General features: G+C 69.6%; 14 protein-coding genes. 6 read left to right on the top strand and 8 right to left on the bottom strand.

The genetic code is table 11. The features are described 5' to 3' along the window. The first annotated feature begins 10 nt into the window (after positions 1-10). The 3 genes from SM116_RS17030 to SM116_RS17020 are packed head-to-tail and all read left to right on the top strand — an operon-like array spanning position 11 to position 8,364. A complete protein-coding gene (locus SM116_RS17030) occupies positions 11-5,059 on the top strand; it encodes a family 78 glycoside hydrolase catalytic domain (RefSeq protein WP_320942155.1) in 5,049 nt (1,682 codons plus the stop codon). A 15-nt stretch (positions 5,060-5,074) separates the two neighbouring features. Beyond that, positions 5,075-5,968: an alpha/beta hydrolase gene (locus SM116_RS17025; RefSeq protein ID WP_320942154.1), complete on the top strand. Its 894-nt coding sequence runs from the start codon at positions 5,075-5,077 to the stop codon at positions 5,966-5,968. Beyond that, complete coding sequence (locus tag SM116_RS17020) at positions 5,965-8,364, top strand: family 78 glycoside hydrolase catalytic domain (protein WP_320942153.1); 2,400 nt, start codon at positions 5,965-5,967, stop codon at positions 8,362-8,364. Before SM116_RS17025 ends, SM116_RS17020 begins: the two co-directional genes overlap by 4 nt. Here SM116_RS17020 and SM116_RS17015 read toward each other — a convergent pair. Beyond that, on the bottom strand, positions 8,348-9,232 hold the full coding sequence (locus SM116_RS17015; RefSeq protein ID WP_320942152.1) for an aldo/keto reductase: 885 nt from the start codon (positions 9,230-9,232) through the stop codon (positions 8,348-8,350). The genes SM116_RS17020 and SM116_RS17015 overlap by 17 nt on opposite strands. A 197-nt stretch (positions 9,233-9,429) precedes the next feature. On the opposite strand from SM116_RS17015, the gene SM116_RS17010 reads away from it, so the two are divergent. Next, the gene (locus SM116_RS17010; protein WP_320942151.1) at positions 9,430-10,314 is read left to right on the top strand and encodes a helix-turn-helix transcriptional regulator; all 885 of its coding nucleotides are present in this window, start codon (positions 9,430-9,432) and stop codon (positions 10,312-10,314) included. Between the two features lie 128 nt (positions 10,315-10,442). Here SM116_RS17010 and SM116_RS17005 read toward each other — a convergent pair whose 3' ends face one another. The 7 genes from SM116_RS17005 to SM116_RS16975 form a co-directional block, all read right to left on the bottom strand. Next, a complete protein-coding gene (locus tag SM116_RS17005; protein ID WP_320942150.1) occupies positions 10,443-11,885 on the bottom strand; it encodes an aldehyde dehydrogenase (NADP(+)) in 1,443 nt (480 codons plus the stop codon). A 65-nt stretch (positions 11,886-11,950) separates the two neighbouring features. Beyond that, the gene (locus SM116_RS17000) at positions 11,951-13,024 is read right to left on the bottom strand and encodes a mandelate racemase/muconate lactonizing enzyme family protein (RefSeq protein ID WP_320942149.1); all 1,074 of its coding nucleotides are present in this window, start codon (positions 13,022-13,024) and stop codon (positions 11,951-11,953) included. After that, positions 13,021-13,920: a 5-dehydro-4-deoxyglucarate dehydratase gene (locus tag SM116_RS16995; RefSeq protein WP_320942148.1), complete on the bottom strand. Its 900-nt coding sequence runs from the start codon at positions 13,918-13,920 to the stop codon at positions 13,021-13,023. Before SM116_RS16995 ends, SM116_RS17000 begins: the two co-directional genes overlap by 4 nt. A gap of 1 nt (position 13,921) precedes the next feature. Further along, entirely contained in the window at positions 13,922-14,836 is a 915-nt protein-coding gene (locus SM116_RS16990; protein ID WP_320942147.1) for an NAD-dependent epimerase/dehydratase family protein, read from the bottom strand. Further along, positions 14,833-16,203 (bottom strand): Gfo/Idh/MocA family protein, encoded by a 1,371-nt coding sequence (locus SM116_RS16985; protein WP_320942146.1) that lies wholly within the window; start codon positions 16,201-16,203, stop codon positions 14,833-14,835. The genes SM116_RS16990 and SM116_RS16985 overlap by 4 nt, the downstream gene beginning before the upstream one ends. Before the next feature lie 10 nt (positions 16,204-16,213). Further along, complete coding sequence (locus tag SM116_RS16980; RefSeq protein WP_320942145.1) at positions 16,214-17,134, bottom strand: carbohydrate ABC transporter permease; 921 nt, start codon at positions 17,132-17,134, stop codon at positions 16,214-16,216. Continuing rightward, entirely contained in the window at positions 17,124-18,053 is a 930-nt protein-coding gene (locus SM116_RS16975; RefSeq protein WP_425563206.1) for a carbohydrate ABC transporter permease, read from the bottom strand. Before SM116_RS16975 ends, SM116_RS16980 begins: the two co-directional genes overlap by 11 nt. 202 nt (positions 18,054-18,255) lie before the next feature. On the opposite strand from SM116_RS16975, the gene SM116_RS16970 reads away from it, so the two are divergent. Together SM116_RS16970 and SM116_RS16965 are read left to right on the top strand one after the other, a co-directional pair. Then, positions 18,256-19,260: a LacI family DNA-binding transcriptional regulator gene (locus tag SM116_RS16970; RefSeq protein WP_320942143.1), complete on the top strand. Its 1,005-nt coding sequence runs from the start codon at positions 18,256-18,258 to the stop codon at positions 19,258-19,260. Positions 19,261-19,396: 136 nt separating this feature from the next. After that, a complete protein-coding gene (locus SM116_RS16965; protein WP_320942142.1) occupies positions 19,397-20,743 on the top strand; it encodes an ABC transporter substrate-binding protein in 1,347 nt (448 codons plus the stop codon). Positions 20,744-20,796 lie beyond the last annotated feature (53 nt).

Genomic DNA, 20,796 nt, shown 5'->3' with positions numbered 1-20,796 from the left:
AAGGCTCGTCATGACCGTCTCCGTCACCCCCATCCGTTTCGAACACCACCGCGGCGCCCTCGGCATCGGGGAGTCTGCGCCCCGCCTGAGCTGGATCGTCGACCACGCACCCGCAGGATGGCGTCAGGCCCGGTACGAGATCGAAGCTGCGGCCGCAGGAACGGCGGTCGTGGACAGGCCCGAGTCCGTGCTCGTGCCGTGGCCGTTCGCGCCCCTCTCGTCGCGCGAGCGGCGCGAGCTCCGGGTGCGTGTCGTGGGCGAAGACGGCTCGATGTCGGAGTGGAGCGATTGGGCGACGGTGGAGGCCGGCTTGCTGGAGCGAGCGGACTGGCAGGCCGATCTGGTGGGGCCCCGCGATTCGCGGATCGCGGCGCCGCTGGTGCGCGGCACCTTCACGATTCGGGATGCTGCGATCCGCCGCGCGCGCATCTACGCGACCGCGCACGGTCTGTACGAGCTGGAGCTGAACGGCGCCCGGGTCGGCGATCAGCAGCTGGCGCCGGGCTGGACCGCCTACGAGAGTCGGCTGCGCTATCAGACCTACGACGTGACCGACCTCGTGACTCCCGGCGCGAACGCGGTGGGCGCGTGGCTCGGTGACGGCTGGTGGCGGGGCTACCTCGGGTGGGACGGTCGCCGGGAGCTCTATGGAACCGACCTGGGTGTGCTGGTGCAGCTCGAGGTCGAGTACGCGGACGGCGAGCGCCAGGTCGTGGCATCCGGACCGGAATGGGTGTCGGCGGCGAGTCCGATCAGCTCGGCCGATCTGTACAACGGGGAGCACTTCGACGCTCGCAACATCGAACGCGAGTGGTCTGCGGCGGGCTTCGACGACGGCGCGTGGACGCCGGTCGAGGTGCGCGACCTCGGGGGCGCGGAACTGGTGGCCCCCGACGGCCCACCCGTCCGGCACGTCGAGACGCTGCACCCGAGAGAGGTGCTGACGAGCCCGAGCGGTGCCACGATTCTGGACTTCGGCCAGAACCTCGTCGGCAGGCTTCGGATTCGCGTCCGCGGGGAGGCGGGAACGACGATCGCCCTCCGCCATGCGGAGGTGCTCGAGCACGGCGAACCGGCGACCGCTCCACTGCGCGGTGCGAAGGCGACCGACTCGTACACGCTTCGCGGGGAAGGGGTCGAGGAGTGGGCGCCGCGGTTCACCTTCCACGGCTTCCGCTACGCCGAGGTCACGGGGTGGGTCGGAGACCTCCAGCCGGACGACATCGTCGCGGAGGTCCTGCATTCGGACCTGCATCGCACCGGCTGGTTCGCATCCTCCGACCCGCTGGTGAACCGGCTGCACGAGAACGCCGTGTGGGGCATGCGCGGCAACTTCGTCGACGTGCCCACCGACTGCCCGCAACGGGATGAGCGGCTCGGCTGGACCGGCGACCTGCAGGTGTTCGCGCCCACCGCGGAGTTCCTCTACGACTCGGCCGGGTTCCTCACCTCCTGGCTGCGCGACCTCGCCGCCGAGCAGCGCCGGTACGGCGGTACGCCGATGGTGGTCCCGGCGATCACGACCGGGTATCAGGGGCCGATGGCCGGATGGGCGGATGCCGCCACCGTGGTCCCGTGGTCGATCTACCGCGCCTACGGCGACCTCGGCATCCTGGAGGCCCAGTTCGACAGCATGGCTGCGTGGGTCGACGAAGTCGCCGCCGCAGCGGGCGAGGACCGCATCTGGTCGAAGGGATTCCAGTTCGGCGACTGGCTCGACCCCACGGCGCCCGCCGGCCGGCCTGAGGCCGCGCAGACGTACCCGGAGATCGTGGCGACCGCCTATTTCGCCCGTTCGTCGCGGATCGTCGCGGATGCCGCGGCCCTCCTCGGCCGCGTCGAAGACGCCGCCCGCTACGGCAGGCTCGCGGAGGAGGTGCGGGGCGCGTTCCACCGGGAGTACGTGTCGGGGTCGGGGCGCCTGCTGTCGGACTCCGCCACCGCGTATGCCCTGGCGCTGCAGTTCGGCCTCGTCGACGGTGAACCGGCGCGTGCGCACGCTGCCGGCCGGCTGGCGGAGCTCGTGCGCGGCAACGGCTACAAGATCTCGACCGGGTTCATCGGCACACCGCTTGTGTGCGACGCCCTGTCCGCGAACGGCCACGCCGATGTGGCCTACCGCCTGCTCCTCCAGACCGAGGCGCCATCGTGGCTGTACACCGTGACGCAGGGTGCGACCACGATCTGGGAGCGGTGGGACTCGCTGCTGCCGGACGGGACGGTCAACCCGAGTGGAATGACCTCGTTCAACCACTACGCGTTCGGCTCGGTCGCCGACTGGCTGCACCGCGTGGTGGCCGGCCTCGCGCCCGCAGAGCCCGGTTACCGACGCATCCGCATCGCCCCGCAGCCGCCCCGACGCGGCGTGACGTCCGCGGCCGCCCGGCTGCAGACACCGTACGGGGAGGCATCCGTCTCGTGGACGCTCGCCGACGTTCGGATGACTCTTTCGGCGACGGTCCCGGTCGGCGCCGTCGCCGACGTCATCCTTCCCTCCGGAGCTTCGGTGACCGTCGAGCACGGGGCGTACGAGTGGAGTGAGCCGTTCGAGGTCGATCCTGTCGAGCGACCCGCGGTCACCGTCGACACCCCGATGGGGGCACTGATCGACGACGCCGAGGCGATGAGCGTCTTCGTGGGGGTGGTCACGAAGTACGTGCCCGAGGCTGCGGCGCACATGAGCGGAGGACTGAACGGTCGCGACGACGTCACCCCGCGGCAGATCGCCGGCATGATGCCGCACTCCGACGACTTCCTCGCCGACCTCGAGCGAGGCTTCGCCGCCGTGACCGCAGGTGAACCGATCCCCGTCGACCTCTTCGAGGCCGCGCCGTCCCCGGCCGACGACGACCTCGTGGATGCGGCGGGCATGCTCAGCGGCCGCGACTTCTGGTCCACCCGCGAGGGCGACGGCATCCGCTCGCTCGTGCTCGTCGACGGTCCCCACGGCGTCAGACGCCAGACCGGGACCGCCGACAACCTCGGCTTCAATGAGAGCCTGCCCGCCACGTGCTTCCCGCCCGGGGCCGGTCTCGGATCCACCTGGAACCCTGCGCTCATCAGGGAGGTGGGCGAAGCGCTGGGCTGCGAAGCCCGCGCCCTGGATGTGGACGTGCTGCTCGGTCCCGCGATCAACATCAAGCGGTCACCGCTGGGCGGCCGAACCTTCGAGTACTTCTCCGAGGACCCGCTGCTCACCGGCATCCTGGCGACCGGATATGTGCAGGGCGTGCAGTCCACCGGTGTCGGCACATCGCTGAAGCACTTCGCCGTCAACAACCAGGAGACCGACCGGATGCGCGTCAGCGCCGAGGTCGACGACCGTGCCCTTCGCGAGATCTACCTGCCCGCCTTCGAACGAGTCGTCACGCAGGCGCACCCGACGACGGTGATGAGCGCCTACAACGCGATCAACGGCGTCTTCGCATCCGAGAACGAATGGCTGCTCACCGACCTGCTCCGCGGCGAATGGGGGTTCGACGGTCTGGTCGTGTCCGACTGGGGCGCGATCAAGGACCGCGTCGAGGCGCTGCGCGCGGGCCTCGACCTCGAAATGCCCGGCACGGGAGACGCGGGGCGCGACGCCATCGTCGACGCTGTGCGCGACGGGCGCATCGACCGTGGACTGGTCGATCGATCCTTGGAGCGGCTGCGGGCGCTCGCCGATCGCACACGGCCGAGCGCGGCCGACCCCTCCTTCGACGAAGACGCCCATCACGCCCTCGCACGTCGCGCCGCAGGCGAGGCGATCGTTCTGCTGCGCAACGAGCGCGGCACGCTCCCGCTGCGCGCCGGCCAGCGGGTCGCTGTGCTCGGCGAACTGGCCGCGACGCCGCAGTACCAGGGTGGCGGCAGCTCGCACGTCAATCCCACCCGTCTGGACATCCCGCTCGAGCAGCTGCGCCGGGTTCTGGCTGACGTCTCGTACGCTCCCGGCTATTCGACCGATCCCTCGGCCGACCACACTGCCCTCCTCGGCGCCGCGCGAGCCGCGGCTGAGGAAGCGGACGTGGCCGTGGTGTTCGTCGGACTGTACGAGAAGGACCAGTCCGAAGGATTCGACCGCACCCACCTCGACCTCCCGCCCCAGCACGTGGCGCTGATCCAGAGCGTTGCGGCCGTGGCACAGCGGACGGTCGTGGTGCTGTCGAACGGGGGTGTCGTCTCGCTGGAACCGTGGCACGACTCGGTCGACGCGATCGTCGAGGGATGGGCGCTGGGCCAGGCCGTCGGCAGCGCCATCGCCGACGTACTCACCGGAGCGGTGAATCCCTCCGGCCGACTCGCGGAGTCGATCCCGTTCCGACTGCAGGACACCCCGTCCTACCTCACCTTCCCTGGCGAGAACGAGATCGTCCGGTACAGCGAAGGCGTCTTCGTCGGCTACCGCTGGTACACGACGGCCGAGAGCCCGGTGCGGTACCCGTTCGGCCATGGCCTCAGCTATACCGGCTTCACGCAGGAACTCGAGGTCGAAGCATCCGGACCCGACTCGGCCCGTGCGCGCGTCATCGTCCGGAACACGGGCCACGTGGGAGGGGCGGAGGTCGTTCAGGTCTACGTGGCACCGGCTGCCTCGCCGGTCCGGCGTCCGGCGCGGGAACTCGCCGGCTTCGCGAAGGTGGAGCTCGAGCCCGGTGAGTCCACGGTGATCGAGATCCCTCTGGACCGGCGCGCATTCGCCTACTGGGATGTCGCCAAGGGTCGGTGGCGCGTCGAGCCGGGCACCTACCGTGTCGAGCTCGGACGATCCTCGGTCGAGATCAGCGCGTCCGCGGATCTGCCACTGGAGGGCGACATCGATTCGCCGGAACCGCTCACCCTCGATTCCACGGTGGGCAGCTGGTTCGGCCACCCCCTCGTCGGACCGGCGCTCATGCAGGCGATGATGGCCGGCGCGTCCGAGGAGCAACTCGCCGCGGCATCCGAGAACGAGAACATGCTCAAGATGGTCGAGTCCATGCCGATGGGGCAGTTCGCGCGGTTCCCGGGCGTGGAGATCCCCGACGAGGCGCTGGAGCAGCTGATCGAGCTGAGCCGCGTCGGCAGCCCCGGGTAAGAAGGCGGAGGCGACATGTCAGTGCGCGCATTGGCTCTCGACAGCATCCTGAAGCGCGTCTTCGCCCGCGGGAACGGCAACGCCGACGTTCGCGAGGAGGTCGCGCGACGGCGCGCGGGCACCCACCCCGTTGCCGCGCCCGTGCCGCAGGGGGTGAGCAGGAAGTTCGACGTGGCCACCTCCAGCGAGGAGGACTCGCCGGTCGTCAGGCTGACCCATCCCGGAGGCCAGCGTCGCCGCGCGGTCGTCTACCTGCCCGGCGGCGGGTACGCGCAGCCGATCTCCGCACAGCACTGGGCCGCGATCGCGCGGTTCGCCCGCGCCGCCGATATCGATGCGGTCGTTCCCTGTTACGAGGTCGCACCCGTCGGAGACGCGGAGCGCGCCCACCGCCTCGTCGCACAGACGCTCGCCCGGACGATCACGCGTTACGGGCACGGAGAGGTGCTCCTCGCCGGCGACTCCGCCGGCGCCGGGCTCGCGCTGAGCGCTCTGCAGCGGCATCCCGACGGGGTGCGCGCGGCGGTGCTGCTCAACCCCTGGCTGGACGTGGAGATCCGGCATCCGGCGGCATCCGTCATCGAGGACTGGGACGTGATCCTGCACATCGACGAACTGCGGGCGTGGGGAAAGGTCTGGGCCGGAGACCTGTCGACCGGTGACCCGGCCGTCAGCCCTCTGCGGGGGAGCTTCGACGGACTGCCGCCGGTCCATATCGTCACCGAGGGGCGCGACCTGCTCATGCCGGACGCGATGGATGCGCACCGCCTCCTCGCCGCAGCGGGGAACGCAGGCTCCCTCACCTACAGCCCCGACGGCAACCACGCCGTCGGACTGCTCGGCAACACGACACCCGAGGGCGCGCGCGCTTTCGCCGCGATCGTCCGCGCCCTGCGAGGCTCACCGTGAAGAACATCGCCCCTGCGCTCGCCCGCACCCCGCAGGGCCTGCTCGACGGCGCAACGTGGATCACGACGCCGGATCCCGTGCCGCCTGCCGGACAGCGGCCCGCCTACGAGTTCCGGCGCGACTTCACGATCGACGGGGCACCCGAGGACGCCCACCTCGTCGTCACTGCGCACGGCGTGTACGAAGCGTTCGTCAACGGGCGACGCGTGGGCGATCAGCAGCTGACGCCCGGAATCACGAGCTACCGCACGACGCTGTACGTACAGCAGTACGACGTCACCGACCTCCTGAGCGAGGGGGACAACGAGCTCGTCCTCACACTCAGCGATGGGTGGTTCCGCGGCCGCGTCGGCGCACACCGGGTCGCGGACAGTTTCGGCACCGAGACGGCGATCATCGCCGCGCTCACCGCCCAGACGCCGGCGCAGACATTCCGGGTGGTCACCGACACGAGCTGGACCTGCGATGTCGGCACGATCCTGGCGGCTGATCTGATGGACGGCCAGACCACCGACATGCGCCGGCGTGATCGCCGCATCGATGGCACCCCGGCCATCCCCGCTTCGGACCCGCTCACCCGCGACGTTCACCGGCTGGCATGGTCGCCCGCCCCACCGGTTCGGAAGATCGAATGCTACCGTCCCCGGCGCATCATCCGTCGGCCCTCCGGCCGTCAGATCGTCGACTTCGGCCAGAACCTGAACGGATGGGTCGAGCTCGCCCACCTCGGCCCGTACGGCGCGAGGCTGACCCTCACGCACGGTGAAGCCCTCGACGCGGCGGGCGACCTGACACTCGAGCACCTGAACATCACGATCGCGCCCGGCCATCCGCCGTTGCCCGTCGGCCAGGTCGACACCGTCATCTCCCGCGGGGTCGCCGGGGATGTCTTCGAGCCACGGCACACCAGTCACGGCTTCCGATACGTCGCCATCGACGGCCTCGACGACGAACTGGTCCCGACGGACATCACCGCGCACCAGGTGCGCACCGACCTGTCGCAGACCGGCACCTTCGCGTGCAGCGACCCACGCGTCAACGACCTGCACCGCATCGCGGTGGCGAGCTGGAAGGCGAACACCCTCGATATCCCCACCGACTGCCCGCAACGAGAGCGTTGGGGCTACACCGGCGACTTCCAGATCTTCGCCCGCAGCGCCGCGTACCTCGATGACATCTCCGGCTTCGCGCGGAAGTGGCTCACCTCCCTCGCGGATGACCAGCATGTCGATGGCATGATCACCAACGTCGCGCCCGACTGCGGTATCGAACCGGTGCCGGTCATCCCCATCTCCTTCGACGGATCAGCCGGCTGGGGCGATGCCGCCACCATCGTCCCCGCCGAGCTCTACCGCGCGTACGGCGACCCGCGGGTGCTCGACGAGTTCATCCCGATGATGCGACGCTGGGTCGACTACGCCGCGGCGATGGCAGCCGCCGACAGGAACGCATCGCGCCGTGCGCGCGGCGTCGAGGCCGCCCCCCACGAGAAGTTCCTGTGGGACACGGGATGGCACTGGGGTGAATGGCTCGAACCTGACACGGCGTTCAACCCGCAGGCCGATCCGGCGATCGTGGCGACCGCCTACCTCGCCCACTCCGCCCGACTCACCGCCGAGGCCGCCGACGTGCTCGGCGACCTGCCCGTCGCCGAGCACTACCGCCGGCTGGCCCACGACGTGGCGAATGCGTGGCGAACAGAGTTCCTCCGCCCCGACGGCTCGCTGACCATCCCGACTCAGGCCAACTACACGCGCGCCCTGGCATTCGAGCTCATTCCCGCAGAGCTGAGGCATCGCGCGGCCGACCTGCTCGTCCGGCTGATCGAGGAGAACGGAACCCGCCTCGCCACCGGCTTCCTGTCCACCGGGATGCTGCTGCCTGTGCTCGCCGACCATGGCTACGCGGATGTCGCCTACAACCTGCTCTTCCAGACCGACGAACCGGGTTGGCTCGTCATGCTCGAGCGCGGAGCCACCACCGTGTGGGAAGCCTGGAACGGCATCGATAGAGACGGCGACCCCCACGAATCTCTCAATCACTATTCGAAGGGCGCCGTCATCGCGTTCCTCCACGAGTATGTTGCCGGCATCCGCCCCGCCTCAGCGGGATATGACCGGGTCGACATCCGTCCGCAGATCGACGCGCGCCTGACCTGGGCGGAAGGGACGCTGCTGACCCGGCACGGCCTCATCCGGAGTCGATGGGAGGTCCGCGATGACCAGATCGACATCACGGTTCGGCTCCCCGCCCACACGAGCGGGACGCTGTTCCTTCCGGACGGAACCCAGTGCGAACTCGGCGGGGGAGACGCCGTGTTCACGGTGGCGCGACCGAGGCCCGGGCAGCGCATCCCGTATCCGGACACGCGCCGGGGGCTCACGCTTCGGGGATGACCCGGTCGAACATCGCGTCGCGCGGCTGGTCGGGGTCGGGGCCGCTGCGCACGCCGGTGTCGAGAGCGTCGATGCGGGCGACCTCGTCGGGGGAGAGTTCGAAGTCGAACACGTCGAAGTTCTCCGCGATCCGACCCGGGTTGACCGACTTCGGGATGGCGGAGCGCCCTTCCTGCAGATGCCAGCGGAGCATCACCTGGGCCGATGTCCTGCCGTGCCCGGCAGCGATCTCGGCGAGGGTGGGGTCGTCCATGACGCTGCGACGCTCATCGCCCCACGGTCCGGGGTAGAACGTGATCCCGCCGATCGGCGACCAAGCCTGCGTGAGAATGCCGTGCGCGGCATCCGCCTTCTGCACGTCCGGCTGGGCGAAATAGGGATGCAGCTCGACCTGGTTGATCGACGGGACCACAGACGCTTCGGTCAGCAGCCGGTCGAGGTGGTGCGGCATGAAGTTGCTGACGCCGATCGCCCGTACCTTGCCCTCCGCGAGCAGCGTCTCGAGTGCCGTGTAGGCGGCGATCGTCTTCTCCCACCGGCTGGGCGCCGGCTGGTGCAGGATCAGCAGATCGAGGGTGTCGACGCCGAGCTTGCCGGTGGACTTCTCGAACGCGTGCAGGGTCTGGTCGTACCCGTAGTCCGACACCCAGACCTTCGTCTCGATGAAGACCTCTTCGCGGTCGACGCCAGACCGGCGGATGCCTTCGCCGACCTCCCGCTCGTTGCCGTACGCCGCCGCGGTGTCGACGTGACGATAGCCGACCCGCAGCGCCGTCTCGACCGCGGCGGCGGTCGCCTCCGGTGTGCTCTGGAAGACGCCGAACCCGAGCGCGGGAAGCGTGACGCCGTTGTTGAGAGTGAGTTGCATGGCTGGTTCCTCCCGGCCCGTCATCGGGCGGATTCTTCGGTCGCGATGACCTTCTTCGTGATGGTGATCACGCGTCAACGGTAGGTCGCGCGTCGGCGCAGAGGGAGGGGCTGGCGGAGCCCCCATCGGCGAGGATGCGTCCCCGGTACTGCCAGACCCTCCCGTGCGTGTTCGCAGGCGCGTACCGTCGAAGGATCATGGATCATCGTCGTGACGTGCGAGAGTTCCTGGCCAGCCGCCGGGACCGCATCACCCCTGACCAGGCCGGCCTTCCCGCATACGGCGGCAACCGACGTGTTCCCGGTCTGCGCCGTGAAGAAGTCGCGATGCTCGCCGGGGTCAGCGTGGATTACTACACCAGGCTCGAACGCGGCGACATCTCCGGGGCGTCCGACAGCGTCCTCGACTCCCTTGCCCGCGCTCTGCAGCTGGATGACGCGGAGACGGCGCACCTGTTCGATCTCGCCCGCACGGCCCGTGCGTCTGCGACGTCGCGGAAGCCGCGGAAGGGTGCAGAGGCCATCCGCCCCAGCATCCAGCGCGTGCTCGACGCGATCACCGACGCGCCTGCACTGGTGCGCAACAACTACTTCGACTACCTCGGCGCCAACCCGCTCGGTCGAGCGCTGTACCGCCCGATCTTCGACGAGCCGCACCCCAACAGCGCCACGTTCGCGTTCCTCGACCCTGCCGCCCCGGATTTCTACGTCGACTGGGAGAAGACAACTCAAGAGCTGGTCGCGACCCTGCGCGGCGAGGCGGGTCGAAACCCGTACGACAAGCGCCTCACCGATCTCGTCGGCGAGTTGTCGACGCGGTCAGAGCGATTCCGCACCCTGTGGGCGGCGCACAACGTGCGCTATCACCGGAGCGGCGTGAAACGTCTCCACCATCCGGTCGTCGGCGATCTCGAACTCACCTACGAAGCCTTCGAACTCCCCGCCGACCCCGGTCTCACACTGTCCACCTACACCGCCGAACCCGGATCGGCATCCGCCGACGCGCTCCGCGTGCTCGGCAGTTGGGCAGTCTCTTCCGCGCGGCCGGCGGTCGAGCCTCAGAATGCGCCCGCGGACGGATGACGCCCACGATGACGCCCGAGGAACGCGGGATCCGATGAACATCGAACACGTCCAGCCCGCCGTGAAGAACCCGCCCGACAAGCCCTCGGGGATGCCCCGCCGGTGTCGTCCGGGTCCACCGTCAGCGCTCAAGGGACGCGCAGCACGCCGTTCCGGCGATGCGGGATGCGGGCCAGCGCGTCGTCCCGCAGCGCCATCGGCAGCAGCCGTTCCGGCGCGTCCTGGAAGACGACGGGACGCAGGAAGCGACGGATCGAGGTCGCTCCGACGGACGTGTGCAGCGACGTGGTCGCCGGCCACGGGCCGCCGTGCTGCTGCGACCACGTGACGGCGACGCCGGTGGGCCAGCCGGCGAACAGCACGCGGCCCGCACGGGCCTGCAGCAGTGCCAGCGTGTCGGCGACGTCATCGCCCCCCTCGGCGTGCAGGGTCGCGGTGAGGCTCCCGGGGACGGCTGAGAGCGCCTCGCGGAGGTCCGTCTCCGACGCGTACCGCACGAGCAGCGTGACCGGTCCGAAGCACTCCTCGAGGAGGGTCTCCGGGCGCTCGGCGACGGCCGCGGCATCCGTCGTCAGCACGATCGGGCGGGCGCCGTCCGGAGTCGGTGCGCCCTCGGCGAGCACGGCGACCGACGGGTCGCCTTCCAGGTGCGCGACACCCTGGGGGAATGCGGCGGTGATGCGGTCGGTGAGAAGCGGTCCGCCGGCGGCCGATGTCACGGCGGCGGCGACGGATGCCTCGAACCCGGCATCCGCCGGCACGAACACGACGCCGGGCTTCGTGCAGAACTGGCCCGCACCGAGCGTGAAGGAACCCACGAGTCCACGCGCGAGCTCGTCGCCACGCGCGTGAGCGGCGGCCGGGGTCACGACGACCGGATTGACGCTGCCGAGCTCGCCGTAGAACGGGATCGGATCCGGTCGCCCGGCGGCGAGGTCGAACAGCGCACGGCCGCCCGTCAGCGACCCCGTGAACCCTGCCGCGCGCACGACGGGGTGCTGCACGAGCGCATTGCCGGCCTCCCGCCCTTCCACGAGTGCCACAGAGCCCACCGGCGCGCCCGCGGCGAACAACGCCGCCGACGCGACCTCGGCGGTGCGGCGCGAGAGCTCGGGGTGCCCGGAGTGAGCCTTCACGATCACCGGGTTCCCGGCCGCCAGAGCCGATGCGGTGTCGCCGCCGCAGACCGAGAAGGCGAACGGGAAGTTCGAGGCCGAGAAGACGGCGACCGGTCCCACGGGCACGAGCATGCGCCGGAGCTCGGGGAGCGGCGGAACGGCCGACCCGTCCGCATCGTCGACGGTCAGCTCCAAGTACGAGCCCTCCTGGACCACCGCAGCGAACAGCCGCAGCTGGCCGGTCGTGCGCGCCACCTCACCACGCAGCCGCGGTGCGCCCAGACGGGTCTCGCGTTCGGCGATCTCGACCAGCTCGTCGGCGGTCGCATCCAGCGCGTCCGCGACAGCGCCGAGCCACCCGGCGCGGGTCGCAGCATCCGATTCCCTCCAGGCCGGGACGGCGGATGCTGCTCGTGCGGCGATCTCATCCAGCTCTCGCGAAGTGGTGGTCATGGCGGTCCTTTCGGGTCGTCGGCCGGGGGCGAGTCCCGCTCGCCGACCGGAGGGAACATCGGGGGTCAGGCGAAGCGGATGCCCAGGCCATCGTGCGGCCGCTCTGCCAGGCGGCCTGCGACGATGCGCACAGGTGACGGATCGCGCAGTGCGCCGAGAGCGCCGAAGCCCGCATCCTCGACGTCTTCGGTCCACGGCTCGACGCCGCCGCAGGCGGGCAGCGCCAGCGCGAGCTGACCGGAGAGCTCCGGAAGCACATGGGGATGCAGGGGCGCGCCGTGCTCGGCGGCCGATTCGGCGACGCGCAGGAAGGGGGTGATACCGCCGACCCGCACGACGTTCGGCTGGACGATCTGCGCGGCGCCGGCATCCAGGAATTCGCGGAAGCGGTACGTCGTGTACAGGTTCTCGCCGAGCGCGATCGGCACATCGATGCGGCGGGCGAGCTCGGCGTGGCCGCGCAGGTCGTCGGCCGCCAGCGGCTCCTCGATCCAGGCGAGGTCGAACCCGTGGAGCGCGTCGAGCGCACGCGTGGCCTGGTCCAGGTTCCAGCGCTGGTTCGCGTCGATCATGAGTGCGCGGTCGGGCCCGAGCGCCTCACGCACCGCCGCGATCCTCTCGACATCTTCGGCGAGGTCAGGCTTGCCCACCTTGACTTTGATCGCCTCGTACCCGCCGCCGACCCAGCGGCGCACCTGGGCCACGAGCTCGTCGATCGGGTAGTGCAGGTTCACGCCGCTGCCGTACACCCGCACGGCGTCGCGTTCGCGGCCGAGCAGCCCGGAGATCGGCTCACCCTGCCTGCGCGCCTCCGCGTCCCACAGGGCGAGATCCATCCCTGCCATGGCGATGGTCGTGATCCCGCCGCTGCCGGCTTCGTGTAGGTGGCGCCACAGGTCGTCCCAGAGCGCACCGGGCGCCGCATCCCGTCCGATCGCGAACCCCGCGATGTCGTGTGCGAGGAGGGCGAGCACGGCCTCGGCGCCGATCTGCGGCGTCCAGGAGAAGCCCCAGCCCTGCGCGCCGTCCGAGCGGACGACATGGGTGGCGATCACGCCGACGCTCGTCACGTCGGAGGCCCACGGGCGCGTCAGCGGCACACGGACCAGCCGGGCGTCGAACCCGCGGATCGTGGTCACAGCAGCGCGCGCCCCGCCGCGAGGACGCCGGCGAGGCGCTCCTGCTGCGCCGGCGTCGGATCGACCAGCGGTGCCCGCACGCCGCCCACCGGCATGCCGGACAGCCGCAGGCCCGCTTTGATCAGCGAGACGCCGAATCCCGGGGTCTCGTCGCGAAGCGCGACCAGCGGACGGTAGAAGCCGTCGAGCAGCGCCAGGCGTCGCTCCTCGTCGCCGTCGACGTACGCGCGGTAATACGCGTTCGCCACCTCGGGGACCATCGCGAAGGCCGCCGACGAGTAGAGGGGCACGCCGATGCCGCGATACGCGGCTTGGGTGAGCTCGGCGGTGAGCAGGCCGTTGAAGAACGCGAAATCGTCGCGCCCGCTCTCGGCGACCACGCGGACGATCTGCTGCGTCACGCCCAGATCTCCCGCGCCGTCCTTGAATCCCACGACGCGCGGGTTCTCGGCCAGGCGGCGGATCGCGGCCGGCGTGAACTGCCCGTTCGCGCGGTGGTACACGATGACCGGGAGCCCGGATGCGGCGGCGATCTGCTCGACGTAGGCGACGAGGCCGTCCTGCGGGCCGCCGACCAAGTAGGGCGGCAGCACGAGCAGCGCGTCCGCGCCGGCCTCCGCCGCACCGCGACCCACCGCGATCGCGTGTCCGAGCGCGCCGCCCGCACCCGCGACGACGGGTGCGTGCCCCGCCACGACGCCGACGGCCGTGCGCACGACCGAGTGAGCCTCGCCGGCGGACAGGGCGTGGTACTCGCCCGTGCCGCACGCCGGGAACACTCCGCCGGCGCCGTGGGCGACGCCGTCGGCGACATGCTGCGCGAGCAGCTCCTCGTCGACGCGGCCCCGCTCGTCGAACGGTGTGACGGGGAAGAAGAGGATGCCGTCGAAGTCCACATCAGCTCCTTGCTGCGGCGGTCGGAACGAGTTCGTCGCGCCATGCGTGACGCGGTCGCCACCCCAGCAGACGATGGGCCTTCGCCGACGAGAAGGCCGGCGCCGTGCCGGTCAGTGCGGCGGCCGCCCGCTCCGTTCCGGGGAAGTATCGGGGGATGAGCTCCGCGAGGGGCTCGCGAGCGAGCGCGTCATCCGCGCCGACGAAGAACACCTCGCCGTTCGGGATGTCGCCCATCGCGCCGAGCAGGGTGTCGGCGAAGGCCGCGACATCCCGCGCGTCGACATAGTTGAAGATCGCCGGTGCGGCAAGCGCAGGATCGTCCAAGCGCTCCTGCACCGTGTGCCCCTGCTGGGTCGGGGCGCCGGCCCATTCCTCGGGGGCGATCACGTAGCACGGTCGGAACGCGGCGAATCGGACCGCGTCGCCCGTCTGGCGCGCCAGCATCCCGATGGTCTGCTCGATGAGGAGCTTCGAGAGTGCGTAGGCGTTCCACGGGCGCGGCGGGGTCGTCTCGTCGAGCGGGAAGCGCTCGGGCACCCAGCCCGTGGGTGCCCCGTAGCCGAGCACGGTGGGGCTGGATGCGGCGATCACCTTCGGGATGCCTGCCCGCACCGCCCCGCCGAGCACAGCGACCGCCATGCCCGCGTTGGTGCTCATGATGACGTCCTCCGGGGCGCTGAAGGGCACAGCGATGGCGGCGAGGTGTATGAGCGCATCGGCTCGGGCCTCGGCGAGCGCGGAGGCCGCGGCACCCGCATCGCTCAGGTCGGCGAGGCGCTGGGTGATCCCCTCGCGCTGCAGGGCGGGAGAGGTGCGGCGATCGAGCGACAGCACCTCATGGCCGGCGTCGGCAAGGCCGACCACGAGGCTGCGGCCGAGGCGACCCGCGCCGCCCGTGACGACGATGCGGCTCATTGCGACAGCTCGAGGGCGCGCGCGGGGGAGGCGGTGGCGGCCGCGGCGGAGCCGAGATCGAGGTCGGCCACGTGGACGGGCAGCCCGGTCGCGAGCGAGCGGTTTCCGGCCAGACCGACGACGACCGAGCGGACGCCGTCCTCCCAGCCGGCGGCCCGGTGAAGCGGGTCGTGGTCGCTGCCGACGAAGACGTCGCGCAGCAGCTGTGCATCGCCGCCGCCGTGGCCTCCGTCCGCGACGGGAATCTCCGCCTCGACGGCGGAGGCAAAGTGGCGCTGCACGAGAAGGCGCTCGCCGACCGGCCGCGCTTCGTCATCGGCGACGCCTTCGGGACGGGCACTGGGATCCACCACCGCACGGCCGGCCTCGTCGAGAAGCACCGCTCCGCGCTCGACCACCACGAGCTCGGCGCGGCCACGGGTGCCGTTGACGGCGACGGTGTAACCCTCCCACGGAGAGTGCGCGTTCAGCGAGTACGACATGGTGGCACCGCTCGCGTAGTCGACCACGAGCGAGAGGTTGTCCTCGATGGTGATCCCGGGATCGAACACGTCGCGATCGCGGAGGTAGCCGTCGAAGCCCTCCTGTTCCAGATACAGCCCGCGCAGCGCAGCATCCTGCCGCAGATCGAGGCTGAACGCGTCGCGCAGCGGCGAGTCGGTGGTGCCGCGCTCAGGCCGAGCGCTCAGTCCTCGCGTGGCGGCGTTCTCGGCGCCGTAGAAGCGCAGTCCTCCGCTGGCGAACACACGCGTCGGGCTGTCGGCGATCCACCAGTTCACGAGATCGAAGTGGTGGGACGCCTTGTGGATGAGCAGGCCGCCCGAGTTCGCCTTGTCGCGGTGCCAGCGCCGGAAGTAGTCCGCGCCGTGCGCGGTGTCGAGCACCCACTCGAAGTGGACCGAGGTGACGTCGCCGATCTCCCCGGATGCGATGACGCGCCGCAGGGCGCTGTTGCGCGGCGAATACCGGTAGTTGAAGGTGACGCGCACGCTGCGCCCTGTGCGTTCGACCGCCTCGGCGATGCGCCGCACGCCCTCCTCCGTCGTCGTGAGCGGCTTCTCCACGACCACATCCGCACCAGCCGACAAGGCGGTCACGATGTAGTCGGCATGCGTCAGATCCGGAGTGGTGACGATGACCCGGTCGATGGCCTGGGTGCGCACGATGTCGGCGAGGTCGTCGGGCTCGAACCGGAGCGGCGTCCCGAGCGCGGGATGCTGCTGGACCGACCACTCGACCCGACCGGGGTTGGTGTCGCCGACGGCGACGAGCTCAGCGCGCTCGGCGTGCGGGCCGGCGATCGCATCGAGGTACATCTGGGCGCGCGATCCCGTGCCGATGAGGGCGTAGCGCAGACGATTCGTCATGGGTATCCGATCACTTGATGCCCGTGGTCGCGAAGCCCTTGATGAGGTACTTCTGACCGACGAGGAAGATGAGGAACAGGGGCAGGAGCGAGACGACGGACATCGCGAACATCGACCCGTAGTCGGAGGTCGACTGGGCGTCGAGGTACCCCTTGAGCGCGATCGACACCGTGAAGGTCGACGGCAGCCGGAGGTACAGCAGCGGCCCGAAGAAGTCGCTCCAGGTCCAGATGAACGTGAAGATCGTCGTCGTGGCCAGCGCCGGCACCATAAGCGGCAGGGTGATCTGCGCGAACATCCGGGGATGTCCGGCGCCGTCGATCCGCGCGGCCTCGAAGATCTCGTTGGGCAGGGCGCGGATGAACTGGACCATCAAGAAGATGAAGAACGCGTCCACGGCGACGAACTTGGGGACGATCAGCGGGAGGAAGGTGTTCAGCCAGCCGAGCTCCTTGAAGATCGTGAACTGGGGGACCATCACGACCTGGAAGGGAAGCATGATCGTCCCCAGCATGATCGCGAAGAAGATCGCGCGGCCCCGGAATCGCACCCGGGCGAACGCGTAGGCGGCCAGGGAGCAGGAGACCAGGTTGCCGATGATGCAGCCGACGGCGATGAGGGTCGAATTCAGGATGAAGACGCCGAACGGCAGCTGCAGATCGTTCCAGCCGGTCACGTAGTTCTGGAGCGTGACGTGCGACGGGAAGATCGTGAGGTCTTTGAAGATGTCGCCGTTCGGCTTCAGGCTGGATGCCACGAGCCAGAGCAGCGGATACACCATCAGGAGCGAGAGTGCGATGAGCCCCGCGTGCTTGAGGATCGAGGGCCACCTTCTGCGGGTCCGTGGCGCGGCGGGAGCGCGCCGCACGGCGTCCAGACCGTGGCGCAACTGCGCCGGCGCGGTGACCACGAGTTCGGTTTCAGTCGTCATAGAACACCCAATACTTCGAGAACCAGAAGTTGACAGCGGTGAAGGCGCCGATCACCACCACGAGGAACCAGGCCATCGCGGATGCGTAGCCCATGTGGTATTCGAGGAATCCGACCCGGTAGAGCAGCAGCGAGTAGAACATCGTCGAGTCCGCCGGTCCGCCTGTGCCGCCGGAGATGACGTACGCCTGGGTGAAGGTCTGGAACGCGAAGATGATCTGCAGCACGAGGTTGAAGAAGATGATCGGCGTCAGCAGCGGCAGCGTGATCGTGAAGAAGCGTCGCCAGCGTCCGGCGCCGTCCATCTCGGCCGCCTCGAGGTACATGTCGGGAATCTGCCGGAGACCGGCGAGGAAGATCACCATGGGAGAGCCGAAGGTCCACACGTGCAGCAGCACGAGCGTCCACAGCGCATAGTTGGGGTCTCCGATCCAGCCCGGCGCGTTGATGCCGAAGAGTGCGAGGAAGCTGTTGAGCAGCCCGTCCTTCGCGAACAGCTCGCGCCACAGGATCGACACCGCAACCGATCCGCCCAGCAGGCTCGGCAGGTAGAACACCGAACGGTAGAACGGAAGGCCGCGCATGCCGCGGTCCAGGAGCACGGCCAGCCCGAGGGCGACGGCGAGCTGCAGCGGCACCGCCGTCACGACGTAGACCAGGGTCACGCGCAGGGAGTTCCAGAACTCGCCGTCCTGGAACATCTGGATGTAGTTGCCGAATCCGATGAAGGTCGGGGGGAACTTGAGGGGGGACTTCAGCAGGTTGTAGTTCGTGAAGGAGAACCACAGCGACGCCAGCATCGGCACGAGGGTGAACGCCACCAGTCCGACCAGCCACGGCGCCAGGAAGAGGAACCCCGCGAGGTTGTCGCGCTTCTCCTTCTTCGGGCGCGGCAGCCCCGCCTGCTTCGCGGCGCGCAGCTGCCGGTTACTGATCGCGATGGATCGCAGCTCGCCGAGACTGCTCACGTCAACCTCCTCGTCGGTCGTGATATTTTCTGGAGTGCCAAGAAAGCGGTTTCACCGCATCCGTCGATTGTGACATGGTGCCCGGCTGGTCGTCAAACCCCGCCGTCCGCTGGACAATGAGACGACATCTGCACCGATCGGGAAGGACGGGAGCGTGACGAGGAGTTCGGGGGCCGCGACGATCACTCAGGTCGCCAAGCACGCGGGCGTGTCGCCGGCCACGGTGTCGCGGGTCATGAACGGCAGGTTCGCGGGCGAGCCCGAGGTCGCGGAGCGTGTGCGTCAGTCCGCCGCGGAGCTGGCCTATTCTCCGAGTCATCTCGCCCGCAGCCTCGCCCTCGGGCAGACGCACGCGATCGCCTTCGTCGTCCCCGATCTGGCGAACCCCGCCTTCCAGGCGATGCTCTCCAGCCTCAGCAAAGCGGCCGCGAAAGACGGCTACCGGGTGCTCGTCGCGGACTCCGCGGAGTCTCCGCAGGACGAGCCTCTGCTGGTGGCCGAGGTGCGGGGGCGGTGCGACGCGATCGTCCTGTGCGCCCCGCGGATGACGGACGCGGAACTCGTCCACCTCGGGGCCGGTCTGAAGCCGCTCGTCCTGATAAACCGCGCGAATTCGCGTCTGGATGCGCCATCGCTGTCGATCGACTACCAGTCCGGCATCCGCAATCTCGTCCGTCACCTCTACGACCTCGGACACCGGCACCTCGTCTATCTCGACGGACCACCGGAGAGCGCGTCGAACCGTGACCGCCTCGCGGGTCTGGATGAGATGCAGCGCCTCCACCCGGATCTCGTCGTGGATCGCATCCCCGCCGGTGCGAGCATCGAGAGCGGCACGGCGGCGGCCCGGGCGGTGACGGCGTCATCGGCGACGGCTGTCGTCGCCTACAACGATCTTGTGGCGATCGGAGCCATGAACGGCCTCCTCGAGCTCGGCGTGCGCGTACCGGAGGACATCTCGGTCACGGGATTCGACGACATCCCTTTCGCCCGCTACACGACGCCCCCGCTGACCACGGTGTCCGTCCCGCACGAGGAGCTCGGCGGCCAGGCGTGGCTGCGCATGAGGGCGCTGCTGGCCGGCGAGGTCCCGGGACACGACGTGGTCTTCCAGCCACGCGTGGAGCAGCGCCGCTCGACGGGCGAGCCGCGGTCCTGAAACGACTGCGTTGACTTTGTCGCCGACGGTTGCTATTTTCTGAGAAAGCGGTTTCTCGAGCCGCGACCGATGGTGTGAGTCCATCGGCCCACAGCACACACGCGGTGGCATGCCACCCCTCACGAAACGAGGCGCAATGACGCGTAATGCAGGTTCCATCGCCCGGAAGGTCGCGGTCGGTGCCGCGCTCGTCGGCTCACTCATCCTGGCTGGATGCTCCGGCACCTCGAGCGGCTCGACCACTCCGCACGCGGGCACGACGTTCAACCCCAAGGAGAAGGTCACCCTCGAGGCGTCGTGGTGGGGCGACGACACGCGCGCGGCCCTGTTCCACAAGGTCATCCAGCAATTCGAAGACAAATATCCGAATGTCACCGTCAAGGAGACGCCGGTCGGAAGCCCCGACGACCTCTTCAACCGTCTCGCCACCGACTTCGGCGGCGGCGGCGAGACGGCCCCCGACCTCTTCGCACTCGGCGGGGCGAAGCCGCAGGAGTACGGTTCGGCCGGCGCGCTCCTGGATCTCGGCACGGTGAAGAACATCGTCCAGTCGGACAAGTACCCCGACTTCTCCCTCACGAGCGCGGAGGTCGACGGCAAGCTGTACGGCCTGCCCACCGGCGGAAACGCGACCGCGGCATTCATCAACACCGACATCTTCACGCAGGCCGGCGTTCCGGTACCCGACTCCACGTGGACGTGGAACGACCTGATCTCTGCTGCCGACAAGATCGGCTCGATGGGTCTGAAGAACGCGCAGGGCAAGCCGATCTACGGCCTAGACCTGCGTGTCGCCGACATCCTCGGCACCTTCGCCGCCCAGGAGACGAAGTACGGCGTCTACAGCCCCGACGGCAAGCTCGCCATCAAGGCCGGCACGATCGCCGACTGGTACAAGATCGAGAAGCGGCTCAACGACGGCAAGGGCCTTCCCGACCCCTCGATCGTGACAGCCGGTGCGGCGCTGCCGCCGAACCAGCAGCTGTACACGCTGGGACAGGCCGCGATCACCTTCGGCTACAGCAACCTCGTCGGTTCGTACTCTGCCGGGGGCACGACCCAGATCCTTCCCCCGCCCACCGACACGAAGAAGAACGGCGTTGCACTGCTGCCCTCCGCGTTCTGGGCGATCAACGCGCAGACCAAGCACCCTGCCGCGGCCGCGGAGCTCATGAACTGGTTCCTGAACGACCCCGAGACCGCGAAGCTCATCCTCGACACCCGCGGCGTGCCGTTCAACCCGGAACAGGCCAAGATCGTCACCCCGCTGCTCCAGGGGCCCAACAAGGTGGCTGCCGAGTACGTCGCCCAGACGCTGAAGAGCGGCACGGTCGCCCCGCCGCAGCCCAACGGGGGCGCGAACTTCAACAAGTACGCGCAGGACGGAGAGACGCAGGTGCTGTTCGGCAAGCAGACGCCTCAGCAGGCTGCGGACGACTTCATCCAGAAGCTGTCGACGGACCTGGCGCAGAGCCAGGGCTGAGAAGCCCATCGTCCATCGGCGGGCGGCCCTCGAGGGGTCGCCCGCCGATCGAC

Source organism: Microbacterium rhizosphaerae (genome assembly GCF_034120055.1).
Lineage (GTDB): Bacteria > Actinomycetota > Actinomycetes > Actinomycetales > Microbacteriaceae > Microbacterium > Microbacterium rhizosphaerae.
The sequence above is the reverse complement of the archived record's forward strand: the minus strand, read 5'-3'. Positions and strand labels throughout refer to the sequence as shown.